Consider the following 14,637-nt stretch of genomic DNA (forward strand, 5'->3'; position numbering starts at 1 on the left):
TCGGACAGGGAGGGGGTCGGTCAGCCGGCCCCCTCCCACACCCCCAAGGGAGTATCTCGTGTCAATGATGACGCCCGTGGTGCGGCCGGATCGCGCCACCACGACACCCGCCAAGCGCACCAAGGGTTCGCCGCGCTACTCGTCGCCCGCCGCTCGCCGGCGCAGTCTCACCGGCTGGGCCTTCCTGATCCCCGCCGCCGCCCTCATCGGCCTCATGATGTTCTGGCCGATGTTCCAGGCCCTCATCCTGTCGTTCCAGACCGGGCGCGGCAGCAACCTCGACTGGGCAGACCCGCTGACGTTCAACTACGACCGTATGTTGGACGACGACATCTTCCGCCTCACCCTCACTACGACGCTGCTGTACCTGGTGATCCAGGTGCCCATCATGCTCGTGACGGCGCTGGTACTGGCGAACATCCTGAACAACCCGCGCCTCAAGTGGAAGGGCTTTTGGCGCACCGCGATCTTCGTGCCCGCCGCGATCTCGCTCGTGTCCTACTCGCTCGTGTTCCGCACCATCTTCGCGACCGACGGGTTGGTGAACGATGCGCTTATATGGGTCGGCTTCATCGATAATCCCATTAATTGGCTGGGCGAGACCAACACCGCCCGCCTGGTGATCATCCTTGGCCTGCTGTGGCGCTGGACTGGTTTTAACGTCATCTTCTACCTCGCGGCGCTCCAGAACATCGACCCCACCACGCTCGAGGCCGCCAAGATGGACGGCGCCGGACCCATCCGCACCTTCTTCTCCGTGACCATCCCGCAGATGAAGCCCATGATCCTGCTCACCGTGATCATGTCGACCAACGGCACCATCCAGATGTTCGACGAGTCGTACAACCTCACGCGAGGCGGGCCCGCGAACACCACGATGACCATGTCGCACTACCTGTTCGACGTGTCCTTCCAGAACAACCCCAACTTCGGCTACGGCGCCGCACTGTCCTACGTGATCCTCATCATCGTGGCCGTGCTCGCCGCCATCCAGATGAAGGTCGGTGACAAGCGTGACTGACGTGGCAATGAAGCCTTCGAAGGCGCCCACCCGCACCACGGCCCGGTGGCGCGAGGTGCCCAAGTACGCGTTCCTCAGCATCGTCGCGTTGCTGTCGATCGGGCCGCTGTACTTCATGGTGGTCTCCGCGACCAACACCACGCAGGACGTGCTCGGCTCGAGCATGCTGCCCGGCACCAACCTCATCGCCAACTGGCAGTCGCTCACCGAGTTCCAAGACGTGGGCTCGGCGATGTATCACTCGATCATCAACGCCGTGGCGACCACCGTCCTCGCGCTCGTGGTCTGCTCGATCGCCGGCTACGGCTTCGAGGTGTACCACTCGCCCAACAAGGACCGCCTCATGTGGGTCCTCATGCTCGCGATGATGATCCCGTTCGCCGCGACCATGATCCCGCTGTTCCAGCTGTTCGCGGATGCCGGCCTGGTGAACTCCACCTGGGCGGTGGTGCTCCCCGCGATCGCCACCCCGCTGCTGATCTTGCTGTTTCGGCAGTCGGCGCGCAGCTTCCCTCACGAGATCATCGAGGCAGCGCGCATCGACGGACTCAAGGAGGTCGCGATCTTCTGGCGCATGTTCGTGCCGACCATGAAGCCCACCTATGCGGCTGCGGCGGTCATCACGTTCATGACGGCATGGAACAACTTCCTGTGGCCCAAGGTCATCCTGGTCAACCCGGACTACCAGACCATGCCCATGCTGATCTCGAACTTCACGGGGGGCTACGTGATCGACTACGGCGCGCTCATGCTCGCGGTGCTCATCACCTCGCTTCCCACCATCATCATCTTCTTCGTCCTGCAGCGCTCCTTCGTCGCAGGCTTCACTGGAGTCGTCAAGTGACCTTTGACATCGCCCGCATCACCGATCCCGAGTACGTCTGCGAGAACCGCCGGACGGCTCACAGCGATCACCGCTGGTTCGCCTCTCACGAGGAGGCCGCCAGCGGCGACAGCTCCTTCGAGCAGAGCCTGAATGGCCTGTGGAAGGTCCACCACGCGAAGAACCCGTCGATGGTGATCCCCGGCTGGGAAGCGCCCGAGTACGACGTGGACGGCTGGGACGACATCCCGGTGCCCGGCCACATGCAGATGCACAGCTACGACCGCCCGCAGTACACCAACGTCCAGTACCCCTGGGATGGTGCGGAGGACCTCGAGCCGGGCCAGGTCCCCACCCGCTGGAACCCCGTCGCGAGCTACGTGCGCCACTTCACGCTCGAGCACCCGCTGGCCGACGGAGAGCGCCTGAGCGTGACCTTCCACGGCGCCGAGTCCGGCATCGCCCTGTGGCTGAACGGCGCGTACGTCGGCTGGGCGACCGACTCGTTCACGCCCAGCGAGTTCGACCTCACCGAGCACCTGGTGGACGGCGAGAACCGCCTGGCAGCCCAGGTGTTTCGGTGGACCGCGGCGTCCTGGCTCGAGGATCAGGACTTCTTTCGCTTCCACGGCATCTTCCGCGACGTGACGCTCTACCGCCGCCCGGCGGTACACCTCGAGGACCTCAAGGTCTCGACCGAGGTGGCCGCGGATCGCACCAGCGCGACTATCACCCTCAACACCCTCCTCGAGGGCGCCGGCCGTGTCCGGGCCACCCTCGCGGGCGGCGAGGAACTTGCGGCCGATGCCGAGGGTCGCCTGAGCGTGACGCTCACCGATCCGCACCTGTGGAGCGCCGAGGACCCCTATCTGCACGTCGCCACCCTCGAGGTGCTCGACGGGCACGGCGAGGTGACCGAGGTGGTGACCCAGCGCATCGGCCTGCGTCAGGTCGTCATCGAGGACGCCCTGATCAAGGTCAACGGCGAGCGCGTGGTGTTCTACGGCACTAACCGTCACGAGTTCGGGCCGCGCGGACGCGTGATGACGCGCGCCGAGATCGAGGCGGACCTGCTGCTGATGAAGCGCGCCAACATCAATGCGGTGCGCACTAGCCACTACCCCAACCAGAGCGCCTTTTACGAGCTGTGCGACGAGCTGGGGCTGTACGTCATCGACGAGATGAACCTCGAGACCCACGCGATGTGGGACCAGGTGGTGCAGGGCAAGCTCACGGTCGAGCAGGCACTGCCGGGCGACCGTCCCGAGTGGCGGGCGGCCCTGATGGACCGCGCCGCGAGCATGTTCGAGCGCGACAAGAACCACGCGAGCATCGTCATCTGGTCGCTGGGCAACGAGTCCTTCGGCGGCACCTTGCTCCTCGAAACGGGCGACTGGTTCCGCGCCACCGACCCCAGCCGTCCCGTACATTACGAGGGCGTTCACTGGGATCCGCGCTACCCGCAGACCACGGATATCACGAGCCAGATGTACACGTTCGCCGAGGACGTCGAGAAGCACCTGGCCGAGCACCGCGACAAGCCCTTCCTGCTGTGCGAGTACGCGCACTCGATGGGCAACTCGTTCGGCGCGGTCGACAAGTACATGGACCTCACCGAGTCGGAGCCGCTGTTCCAGGGCGCCTTCATCTGGGACTTCGTGGACCAGACCCTGCCGCTGACCGACCGCTACGGCGTGGACTACCTGGGCTATGGCGGCGACCACGGCGAGGCTCCGCATGACGCCGAGTTCTCCGCCAACGGCATCGTTTTCGCCGACCGCACGCCCACGCCTGCGTACCAGGAGGTGCGCTACCTGTACCAGCCGCTGCGCACCACCATCGGCCCGGATAGCTTCGAGGTCCGCAGCCGCCGCCTGTTCATCGCCACCGGCGACCTCGAGGCCGTCGTCACCCTCGCCCGCGAGGGCGTGACGCTGCGTAGCGCGACGGTTGAGATCGACGTGCCCGCGGGCGAGACCCGCACCTACCCGCTGCCGTTCGAGGTGCCAGCCGAGGGCGAGCACACCGTCCAGGTGTCCTTCCGCCAGCGCGCCGCCACGGCATGGGCCCCGGCGGGATACGAGGTCGCCTGGGAGCAGGCAATCGTGGGGACGAACGCTGCCAGGGTGACCACGGCATCGGCCCCCCGCGTGGTGGAGTCGACCCACAACATCGGCGTGCACGGCCCGCACTTCTCGGTGCTGTTCTCCCGCCTGCACGGGGGCCTCATCTCGTACCGCTACGGGCGCACCTCGGACGGCGGGCGCGAGCTGCTGCGCGACATGCCGCAGCCCAGCTTCTGGCACGCACCCACGTCCAATGAGCGCGGCTGGAACATGCCGTTCCGTGACGGCCAGTGGCTGCTCGCGAGCCGCTATCGCAAGCGCCGCGAGGGGTGGGAGCACCCGCGGGTCACGCGTCACGACGACGGCGTCAGCGTTCAGTACGGCTTCGAACTGCCCACGGTTCCCGCGAGCGAGGTCGACCTCACGTATCGCGTGGACGGCGACGGCCACGTGGCGGTCACCATCGACCTGCGCCCGGGAGAGGGCCTGCCCGACGTGCCCGAGCTGGGCCTCCTGCTCACCGTCGACGCCGACCTCAGGAACCTCACCTGGTACGGCGAGGGTCCCCATGAGTCGTATGTGGACCGTCGCGGTGGCGCCCGCCTGGGCGTGTACTCCGCGGACGTGCGCGAGCAGCTCACCCGCTACATGCGCCCGCAGGAATCGGGAAGCCACACGGGCGTGCGGTGGGCCGAGGTCGTGGACCGCGCCGGCTACGGCGTGCGCCTCGATGCGGAAACCCCGATGGAGCTCTCGGCCCTGCCGTGGACCCCGTTCGAGATCGAGAATGCGCGTCATCCCAACAAGCTGCCGCCCATCCACCACACCGTGCTGCGACCCGCCCTCATGCGCCGCGGCGCGGGCGGCGACAACTCGTGGGGAGCCATGACCCACCCCGAGTACCGCGTGCCGACGGGTGACCTCACGTTCACCTTCGGGTTCCAGGGAGTGCTGCGCTGACCGGCGCGGCCACGCACGGCGCCGTCCTCTCCGACGGCGCCGTGCGCCTGTCCGCGGCGGGCGCGGAACTGATCCTCGATCTCGCGGCCGGCTACCCGGTGGTCCTTCACTGGGGCGCGCCCCTGGGCGCCGTCGAGGTTGCGGACCTCCGCGCGGCCACCGCCCCCGCCGCCCCCGGCGCCGACCTGGACGACCCGGTTGACCCCGGCATGCTGCGCGAGACCGCTCGCGGCTACACGGGCCGCCCCGCCCTGCGTGGCCACCGGGGGCCGCTCGCCTTCTCGCCGCTGCTTGTCGTGGAGGAGGTCTCCATCGACCCCGCCTGCGTGACCGTGCGGATGGCCGATGCCGCGGCCGGCTTGGCGCTGTCCCTCACCCTGACGATGACCGAGCACGGCGTGCTGCTCATCGACCAGGCGGTCACCAACGCCGGCGATGACACCTACAGCCTCGACGAGCTCTCCACGTGGCTGCCCGTGCCCGACCGCGCCAGCGAAACCCTCGACTTCTCCGGCCGCTGGCTACTCGAGCGCCAACCCCAGCGCCTGCCCTTCGCGCCCGGTCTGCGCCTGCGCGAGGGTCGCGAGGGCCGCTCCGGCCACGACCACACCATCGTGCAGTGCGCGCTGACCGCGGACGCGACTACCGAGCGCGGCGAGGTATGGGCGCTCGGCGTGCTGTGGAGCGGCGGCATCCGCCACCTCGCCGAGCGCGACGTGCGCGGCCGCGGCGCCCTGGGTGCAGGCGAGCTGCTTGAACCCGGCGAGGCCGAGCTCGCCCCCGGTGAGGCGTACGCCGCCCCCACCGTCGCCGCCTTCTATTCGGGCGAGGGCCTCGACGGCATCTCGGCCGCGTCCCACGCGTGGCTGCGCTCGCGGCCCGGCCGCCCGGCACAGGCGCGCCCCCTCACACTGAACGTGTGGGAGGCCGTCTATTTCGACCACGACCTCGCGACCCTGACGGCGCTCGCAGACCGCGCCGCGGCCGTAGGCGTGGAGCGCTTTGTGCTCGACGACGGCTGGTTCGGCTCGCGCCGCGACGACACGAGCGGGCTGGGCGACTGGGTGGTCTCTCCGGACGCGTGGCCCTCGGGCCTCGCGCCCCTCGTCGACCATGTTCACGGCCTGGGCATGCAGTTCGGCCTGTGGTTCGAGGGCGAGATGGTGAGCCCCGATTCCGACCTGTACCGCGCCCACCCCGACTGGATCCTCCAGGTGCCGGGCCGCGTGCCGCCCCAGGCCCGCTTCCAGCAGGTGCTCGACCTGGTGAACCCGGACGCCTACGCGCACGTGCTCGAGCAGGTCAGCGCGTTGATCGCGGAGCTCGGCATCGACTACCTCAAGTGGGACCACAACCGCTTCCTCACCGACCCCGGCCACGCGGGCGTGCCCGCGCCCCGGCGCCAGACCCAGGCGATCTACCGGCTCTTCGACGAGTTGAAGAGCCGTCACCCGGGGCTCGAGGTCGAGTCGTGCGCGTCGGGCGGCGGGCGCGTGGACCTCGGCATGGTCTTCCACGCCGACCGTTTCTGGACGTCGGACCAGAACGACCCCCTCGAGCGTCAGCAGATCCAGCGCTGGACGAGCCTCGTGATCCCGCCGGAGATGCTTGGCAGCCACATCGGCCCCACCACTTCGCACACCACGGGCCGCACCCACGGTGTAGGGCTGCGCGCCGCCACGGCGCTGTTCGGCCACGCCGGGCTCGAGTGGAACCTGCTCGAGGCCACCGAGGACGAACGCGCCGCGATCACGCGCTTTGCGGCGCTGTACCGCGAGCAGCGGGACCTGCTGCACGCGGGCCGCGTGGTGAGGGTTGACCACCCGGACCCGGCCGCGCTGGTGCACGGCGTTGTGGCGGCCGATGCGTCACGAGCGTTGTTCGCCTACGTCCAGCTGACGACGTCGGCAGGCATCACGCCAGCCGCGATGCGGCTGCCGGGGCTCACGCCCGACGCACGTTACCGCGTGCGCGTGCGCGACGTGGTCACCGGCGAGGCCATCCAGAAGCGCGGGCCGGGCTGGATGAGTGGCGTTGATGACCGTGGCGTGGACCAGGGCGCCCTCGAGCTCAGCGGCGCGGCGCTCGCACAGCTGGGGCTGAGGCCCCCGATCCTGCGGCCCGAACAGGCGATGCTCGTCGAGGCAGTACGACTCTAGGAAGGACCGCTCATGGAGAGTGCGACCAAGAACAGACAGTCCGTCGCCACGCTGAGGGCCGTGATCGAGCGCGCCTACGGAGCCGGCCAGGTGCCCGAGGGTGACGACTTCGCCACCGAGCTGTCCTACGGCTGGTTCAATGCCCTGTACTGGCTGCGTCTGCGCGACGGCTCCCAGGCCGTGCTCAAGATCGCACCGCCTGCGGACGTGCCCGTCATGACCCGCGAGCACGGGATGCTGCGCAACGAGATCGCGGCGATGAAGATCGTGGCGGAGCGCTCGGGCGTGCCGCTGCCACGTATCCATCACGTGGATCTCAGCGGCGACCTCATCGACGCCGACTACTTCCTGATGGAGTACGTCGACGCCCCGTGCTTTGGCATCGCGGCCGAGGCCGGCGAGATGACCGAGGCCCAGGTCGACGAGGGCTTCGTCCACCTCGGCGAACTCAATCGCGACCTGTGCGAGATCGTGGGCCCGCACTTCGGGCCGCTCGACGGGCCCGACTTCTCGACGTGGCGCGAGGCCGCGACCGCGCTCTTCGAGGACACCCTTCAGGATGGCCTGCGCGCTGAGTTCCAGATGGCATGGTCCTACGACGAGCTCCGCGAGACGTGGGCGAGTCACGCCCACGTGCTCGACGAGGTCGCCGAGCCCAGGTTTGTCGAGGTGGACCTGTGGGCCAAGAACTCGATGATTCGCGACGGCCGCATTGTCGCGATCATCGACCACGAGCGTGCGCTGTGGGGCGACCCCCTCATGGAGGCCGGGCTCACAGGACTCGACCTGCCCGCCTTCCCCGACCCCGCGCCGTTCATGCGCGGCTTCGGCCTCAGCGACCTCACGCAGTCGCAGCGCACGCGGCGCCGGCTCTACACCTTGTTGTTGGCGGTGACCATGGCGGTCGAGGGCCCCTACCGCGCGCAGGAGCCCGCACAGCGCGCGTGGGCGGCGGAGCAGCTCGACATCGCCATGGGGCTCCTGGGCCGCACGCGGTAGCATCCATGGCCGCGCTCGCGCCGCGCGTGGACCGCCTGGGCACCCGGCCTCTCGGCCGTCTGCTGTGGGAGTCGTGCACCCACACCACCCTGTCGGTGGGCGTCTACGGCGTCTACGCCCTGACGAACGCGTGGTTCGTCGCGCGCGGGGTGGGGCCCACCGCGCTCGCGGCCGTCAACCTGGTGGCGCCCGTGCTGCTGCTCGTGGGCGCCGTGTCGACCACTATCGGTGTGGGGGCGGCGTCGCTGGTGTCGCGCGCGCTCGGCGGGGCCCACCCGCAGCGTGCGGCGCGCGCCGCCGGCAACGCCATGGGACTGTTCTGGGTGGCCGCCCTCGCGACCACCGCGCTTGGCTTGATCTTCGTCGAGCCCCTCCTCACGGGGCTGGGCGCGACCGACGCCACGCGTGGCTACGCCCGCGACTATGCCGTCATCATCCTGGCCGGCGCCGTGGTCTCGACCGGATTCTCGAGCCTGGTGCGCGCCGAGGGCAGGATGGCGTTCTCCACGCTGTTGTGGGTGTTGCCAGTCGCCGTCCAGATCACTCTCGACCCGCTGCTGATCTGGGGTCTTGACATGGGCGTGCGCGGAGCGGCGCTCGGCACCGTGGGCGGCCAGGCCGTCTCCGCGGTCCTCAGCGTCTGGTTCTTCTTTGTGCAGCGGCGCCGGCCGTATCGGATCCGGGCGGCCGACCTTCGCCCCCACGGCGCGACGCTCGGCGCGCTGATCTCGATCGGGGCGCCCACGTTCCTCGCCGGCGCGGGCGTGACCGTCCTGGTGCTGCTGGTCAACCGCTCGCTCGCGGCGGGTGCGGGCGCCGCCGCGGCGCTTGCGACCTTCGCCGTCGCGTCGCGTATCCAGACCTTCGTCACCATGCCCCAGACCGGCATCAGTCAGGGGGCGCAGCCCGTCATCGGGTACAACGCCGGCGCGGGACTCGCGCCGCGCGTGCGCCGGGCGCTCCGCCTGTCGCTGACCGCCACCTCCTTGTACGGCGTGGCCATCGGAGCCGTGGTCGCCACCGCCGCACCGTGGCTCGTGGCGCTCTTCGTGGACGAGCCTGCGGTGCTTGATGTCGCCGTGCCGGCGCTGCGGATCCTCGCCGTGGGATGCGCCGTCGCTGGTGTGACGCCGCTGGTATCGGCCTACTTTCAGGCCATCGGCCGTCCCAGCTCGTCGTATGTGCTGTCGGTGGGGACGCTCGTCGCCATCAAGATCCCGCTCGTCGTGGTCGCGAGTCCTGCTGGCCCCACGGGCATCTGGATTGCCCTCGCCGCCGGCGAGGCGGCGGCCGCGGTCGCCGCGCTGAGCGTGGCCGCAGTTCATGTGCGCCGAGGTGAACCCATCCGCTCGGCGCGTGGCTCCGAATCCGGGGAGAATGGATCACTAGGAGGATCGCCATGACCGTCGTTCAGCACTCCCGCCGTGCGGGGATCGCCGCCCTGGCGCTCATGGTGAGCGCCTGTGCCACCGACGCTGGAAGTGAAACCGACAGCGCCACGCCCGCCGCAACCTCCCCATCGGAGGCGACACCCGCGGCCGAGCCCACGGCGACGGGTCATGCCGACGACGCGATGGACTCGTCGCCTTCTGACTCGGCGGAGCCTGTCGAGGCGCCCGAGGCGCTGCAGTTCAGCGCCACCACCCTCGCCGACGGGGAGCCCTTCGAGGGCGCCTCGCTTGCCGGCACCGACGCGATCCTGTGGGCGTGGGCGGCGTGGTGCCCCACCTGCCAAGCGGAGGCACCCGACGTGGCCGAGGCGATCGACCAGCTGCCGGACGGAGTGACGCTGTATGGCCTCCCCGGCCGCGACACCGTCGAGGCCTCCCAGGGCTTCGTCGACACGTACGCGCTGGGCGACATTGACCACATCTTCGACGAGGACGGCGCACTGTGGGCGGGCTTCGAGGTGGCCTATCAGCCCGCCTTCGTCCTCATCAACGATGACGGCTCGATCGAGACCGTGCCCGGCGCGCTCGACACCGGCGGCATTGTCGCCGCCGCCGAGGAGCTCGCGGCTCGTTAGCCGTCTCGCCGGGCCGCCCGCCGGATCGCGTCGAGGGTCGCCGCATCGGCGGTGCGAATGGCCGATGCGATGGTCGGCTTGTCGGCTCCCTCGCCCTGCGGAGGCTGAGGCTCCGACGTCGAGCTGTGTGTCGCACGGGCCGCCCGTCGTCCTCGCACCAGGATCAGCGCGGCCACGGTGAGGACCGCGGTCACGACGACCACGAGGATGGTCGTCCCCCATGAGCCGATCCACGCGGCCGCGGAGGACTGCCAAGTGAGCGTCGTGGTGAGGACGCCGTCGAGGGTGGTGATGCCAAATCGAGGCAGTACCTCGGCCAGACCAAAGACCGTGACGTACAGGCCCGCGACGATCATGATGACGCCGCCCACCCGCATCAGCGTGGGCGTGTGACGGCGGAGGGCAGAGGCGACGGTCGCGCCAGCGAGGGCTGCGGCCATCGACACGGCGAGGATCGCGGCCCCCATGCCCGCGCCGTAGATGACGAAGGGCAGGATCGCGGCGATGGCGCCCGAGGCGCCGACGGACTGGGCGACCACGCCGAGGAACAGCCCGATGGTGCAGCTGAGCGAGGCGACCGCGAAGGTCGCGCCGTAGGCGACTTGAGACAGGAATGAGCGTCGCGGCGCGGTGGTGCGCACGCGCAAGCCCGGACCGCGCAACTCGCCGGTGACGGCGAGGATCGCGCCCAGCGCGACGAGGGCGACGCCGATCACGACGGTGACGTACGACACGTACGGCAAGATCGCGCCCTGGAGGGCGATGTTGACGGCGCCGAAGAGCAGCCCGAAGGCGAGGAACACCGCCATGAAGCCCGTGGTCATCGCGAGGCCGAACAGCACCGCACGGCGCAGGGCGGCGGCGCGCGTGACCCCCTCCTCCGCGCTGCCGGTGACGAGTACCGTGAGGTAGGCCGGCAAGAGCGCAAAGCCGCAGGGGTTGAACGCCGCGACGGCGCCCAAGAGCAGCGCGTAGGCGGCATCGGCCGGATCGAGCATCGACGCTCCTCCCTCGACGGTCGCTCCACTGTAGTTCGAACGGTGCGTCACGCCGGATGGGTGGCGGGTCTGGCTCAATGCGTCGCTCGTCATTGCGAACGATAACGGTTATCATTCTGTGGTAGCGTCCTCCGCGAGGCGACCTCGCGAGCGAGCCTCGGTCACACACCACACGTTCTAGAAAGGCCGGCGTTCGCGCCGATCCCCACCATGACTGACATCGACATCACCCGTGCATTGAAGCGCCCCAGGCTGCTCGCTGGCGCCGGCGTCCTGATTCTTGGCCTCGCCGGCTGCGCGAGCGGCGACGCCGAGAGCGCGAGCCAGCCCACGGCATCGGCCACGGCCGAGGCGCACGACGACCACGACCACGAGGACGAGGGTCACGACGAGCACGAGGACGCCGCGGCCACCGAGAGCGCCGCGGCGACGCCGCGCCTGGTCGCGACCTACGACGGCGGCATCGTCGTCCTCGACGCCTCCACGCTCGAGACCGTGGCGGACATCGAACTCACCGGTTTCCACCGCCTCAACAGCGCAGGCGACGGACGCCACGTGGGCGTCTCGACGACCGGCGGCTTCGAGATTCTGGACGCGGGCACGTGGTCCGAGGCCCACGGCGACCACGCCCACTACTTCACCGCCGAGCCCGCACTCACGGACCTCGTGGTCGAGGCGGAGACGCCCGGTCACCTCGTGAACCACGATGGCTACTCGGCGCTGTTCGACGACGGCACGGGCCACGTGGTGGTCGTCGACTCGGCCGAGTGGACCCACATGGTCGAGGAGGGCCACCTCGACGTGGTGCGTGAGTACACCACCGAGGCGGCTCACCACGGCGTCGCGGTCGCGACTTCCGAGGGCAACCTGTTGGTGACCATCGGCGACGAGGACTCCCGCTCGGGTGCGACGGTGCTCGACGAGAACGGCGAGGTGATCGTGTCCTCCGAGGACTGCGTGGGAGTGCACGGCGAGACCGCGTTCACCAACGCGTCGGGCGAGGAGATCCTCATGACCGGCTGCGAGGACGGCGCGCTCGTCTTCCACGGCGACCACGTCCACAAGCTCGACGGCGGCGCCGAGTACGCGCGCTCTGGCAACCTATTCTCGGCTGAGGGCTCGGACGTGGTGCTGGGCGACTACAAGACCGACCCCGAGGGCTCCCTCACCCAGGTCGCCGTCATCGACACGGCCGCCGAGACCATCACGCCCGTCGACCCCTTCGACGGTTCCGGAGCCGAGTACACGTTCCGCAACCTGGCGCGCGGCGACAACGCCGAGCTGCTGGTCCTCGGCACCGACGGCACGCTGCGCGTGCTCGACGAGTCCGGCGCGCTGGTGCGCACCATTCAGGTCATTGACGCCTGGGAGACGCCCGACGAGTGGCAGTCGCCCCAGCCCACGCTCATCACCCTCGATGGCATGGCGTACGTGACCGAGCCCGCCACCCGCGAGATCCACATCGTCGACTACGTGGGCGGCGAGGTGTGGAAGTCCGCCGAGGTCGGTGTGACCACCAACGAGATCGTGGGCGTGACGGCCTGAACCCGCTCAGCTGAACGTACGGCCGCCGTCCCCGCGTGGGGCGGCGGCCGTACGCGGTGCGTGCTCGGGGCGACCCGAGGACGCGGCCCACCACGGCATCGGCCCTCGCCAGGACCTTCGCGGTGTGCTGCCCGTCGCCCGGCGCGGTAGTTTCGCCCCATGAGCCTCACCGGACAGCAGACCACCCTCACCCACGGCGACCAGGTCGCCACGATCGCAAGCCTGGGCGCGGCGCTGCGCACCTACACCGTGGGCGGCCGCGACGTGGTGCTGCCGTATGGCGAGGACGAGTTCCCGCCCGCCTTCGCCGGCATGGTCCTCGCACCCTGGCCCAACCGCCTGCGTGACGGCCAGTACAGCTTCGGCGGCGAGGACCTCCAGGTTGCGGTGTCGGAGCCCGACCGCGGCACCGCGTTGCACGGCCTCGCGTCGTTCCAGTACTGGACGGTGGCAACGGCCACCGAGACGTCGGTGACCCTCACCTTCGACCTCGCGCCGAGCCCCGGCTATCCGTTCTGCCTCTCGCTCGCGACCACCTACACGCTGTCCGATGCCGGGCTCACCATCACGACCGAGGCGCGCAACATCGGCGCTACCGCGCTGCCGTACGGCGTGGGCTTCCACCCCTGGTTCGCGCCCGGCGGCACGGCCCTCGACGAGTGCACGCTGCAGCTCACCGCGGATCAGAACGTGGCGGTCGACGAGCGGCTGCTGCCCACCGGAGCGGTGGATGTCGCAGGGTCATTCGATATCCGCGAGCCACGGTCGCTGGCCGGTGTGGGCTTCGACGACGCATGGGTGGCCCCTGCGCTGGATGAGGACGGGCTTTCGTGGGCCCGCCTGGGCTGGGCCGACGGCTCTACCGTCGAGATCTGGGCCGACTCCGAGGCCAAGGCCTGGCAGATCTGCACCGGCGACCAGGTGGACGCGATCCGCCGCGCCGGCGTCGCGATCGAGCCCATGTCCTGCATCGCCGACGCGTTCCGCACCGGCGACGACCTCGTCACCCTCCAGCCCGGCGAGTCGCACTCGCTGACGTGGGGCGTGCGGCTGGTCTAGGAGGTGCCTGACGCTCAGGGTCTAACCGCGCCGCGGCGCACGCTCCTGGTGGGTTGCGGGAAGTTGGGGTTGCGCCTCACCGCGACGTCTCGGGTCTGTCGACGTCCGTTGGACTCAAGGTGACACCGTGCGGTTCACACGCAAAGACGACAAGATCGTCGTCGGCCAGCCGGGCCAGCGGTCTTCGTGGCGAGGTTCCAACCGTCCCCTGGAATCCATATCCGTCCAGCGAAGGGGCTTGGTAGTGTCTCGCCGAGGGGGATTCATGAAAATCAAACGAGTTTCAGGGCCGCTGTTTGCCATGGCACTGGTCGTTTCCAGTGCAGGCTGTAGCAACAGCAATGAGACTGTGCACCAGGCCAGTCCGTTATCCACGCCAACGATGACACCGGCGATGTCGTCGACGGACGAACTCTTCAATGCATTGATGGCCGACTGTGGTATGTCGGAATCCGGATTCACCAATGCGACGAGGGCTGTGAATGACCCGACTGCGGCTGAGCAGACTTTCAGTCCTACAAGAACGATGGCATGCGTACAGGACACGCTGATCGCCGCGGGCGCTGACGATTTCGACTTCCCTTCCGCGAGGCAAGTCTTTAGATCAGAAGTTCCTGACGGGTGGGACGCCATGACACCCTCGGAGGAGAGCTTCATTGCTTCGCATGATGCAATGGTCGATGGCGAGCCGGTCAACGTCCAGGTCGCCTACCGCATTGGCTCACGCGAGCTCGACATTCTGCTCGCTTCCAACGTCACCGTTTGGGTGGAATAGATATCCAGCGCCTCCCGTGCGTACTTGATGGTTTCGTGAAGTTGCGCGTCAACTATGTGCAGTACCGTCAATTACACGGCTTGCGGCATGGGTCGCCCAGAAGCTGGGGCAATGTGTTCGACGGCTCGCTGATACAGGAGTTCCTGGGTCACCTGGAGTACCCCAGTTACCGCGACGGCTACTGGGAGATGGTCGCTGTCCGCTAG

The 14,637-nt window shown here is 69.0% G+C and carries 11 protein-coding genes; 10 read left to right on the forward strand and 1 reads right to left on the reverse strand.

Annotated features, from left to right (window positions below):
• Positions 1-64: 64 nt before the first annotated feature.
• From B7K20_RS02455 to B7K20_RS02485, 7 genes are read left to right on the forward strand one after another with little or no spacing between them, the layout of a single operon-like run.
• Positions 65-1,021 (forward strand): carbohydrate ABC transporter permease, encoded by a 957-nt coding sequence (locus tag B7K20_RS02455; protein WP_084099947.1) that lies wholly within the window; start codon positions 65-67, stop codon positions 1,019-1,021.
• Positions 1,014-1,865, forward strand: a complete 852-nt coding sequence (locus tag B7K20_RS02460) for a carbohydrate ABC transporter permease (RefSeq protein WP_234985676.1) — start codon at positions 1,014-1,016, stop codon at positions 1,863-1,865. Before B7K20_RS02455 ends, B7K20_RS02460 begins: the two co-directional genes overlap by 8 nt.
• A complete protein-coding gene (locus tag B7K20_RS02465) occupies positions 1,862-4,870 on the forward strand; it encodes a glycoside hydrolase family 2 TIM barrel-domain containing protein (protein ID WP_084099954.1) in 3,009 nt (1,002 codons plus the stop codon). Before B7K20_RS02460 ends, B7K20_RS02465 begins: the two co-directional genes overlap by 4 nt.
• Positions 4,871-4,911: 41 nt before the next feature.
• On the forward strand, positions 4,912-7,029 hold the full coding sequence (locus tag B7K20_RS02470; protein ID WP_200809010.1) for an alpha-galactosidase: 2,118 nt from the start codon (positions 4,912-4,914) through the stop codon (positions 7,027-7,029).
• Positions 7,030-7,041: 12 nt separating this feature from the next.
• Positions 7,042-8,028: a phosphotransferase family protein gene (locus B7K20_RS02475; RefSeq protein ID WP_084099956.1), complete on the forward strand. Its 987-nt coding sequence runs from the start codon at positions 7,042-7,044 to the stop codon at positions 8,026-8,028.
• A 5-nt stretch (positions 8,029-8,033) separates the two neighbouring features.
• Complete coding sequence (locus B7K20_RS02480; RefSeq protein WP_084099958.1) at positions 8,034-9,431, forward strand: MATE family efflux transporter; 1,398 nt, start codon at positions 8,034-8,036, stop codon at positions 9,429-9,431.
• Positions 9,428-10,054 carry a redoxin domain-containing protein gene (locus B7K20_RS02485; protein ID WP_084099960.1) on the forward strand — a complete coding sequence of 209 codons (627 nt, stop codon included), beginning with the start codon at positions 9,428-9,430 and terminating at the stop codon, positions 10,052-10,054. Before B7K20_RS02480 ends, B7K20_RS02485 begins: the two co-directional genes overlap by 4 nt.
• On the opposite strand, the gene B7K20_RS02490 is transcribed toward B7K20_RS02485, so the two are convergent.
• Positions 10,051-11,103, reverse strand: coding sequence for a cytochrome c biogenesis CcdA family protein (locus B7K20_RS02490; RefSeq protein ID WP_159449300.1), 1,053 nt, complete (start codon positions 11,101-11,103; stop codon positions 10,051-10,053). The genes B7K20_RS02485 and B7K20_RS02490 overlap by 4 nt on opposite strands.
• Before the next feature lie 159 nt (positions 11,104-11,262).
• Between B7K20_RS02490 and B7K20_RS02495 the strand changes: the two genes are divergently transcribed.
• The 3 genes from B7K20_RS02495 to B7K20_RS12830 all read left to right on the forward strand — a co-directional run bounded on the left by B7K20_RS02495 (position 11,263) and on the right by B7K20_RS12830 (position 14,431).
• Complete coding sequence (locus B7K20_RS02495; RefSeq protein ID WP_084099964.1) at positions 11,263-12,597, forward strand: hypothetical protein; 1,335 nt, start codon at positions 11,263-11,265, stop codon at positions 12,595-12,597.
• Positions 12,598-12,756: 159 nt separating this feature from the next.
• Positions 12,757-13,656, forward strand: a complete 900-nt coding sequence (locus B7K20_RS02500) for an aldose 1-epimerase family protein (protein WP_084099967.1) — start codon at positions 12,757-12,759, stop codon at positions 13,654-13,656.
• Positions 13,657-13,921: 265 nt separating this feature from the next.
• Positions 13,922-14,431 carry a hypothetical protein gene (locus B7K20_RS12830; protein ID WP_144018493.1) on the forward strand — a complete coding sequence of 170 codons (510 nt, stop codon included), beginning with the start codon at positions 13,922-13,924 and terminating at the stop codon, positions 14,429-14,431.
• Positions 14,432-14,637 lie beyond the last annotated feature (206 nt).

It is taken from the genome of Demequina sp. NBRC 110051, assembly GCF_002090055.1.
GTDB lineage: Bacteria > Actinomycetota > Actinomycetes > Actinomycetales > Demequinaceae > Demequina.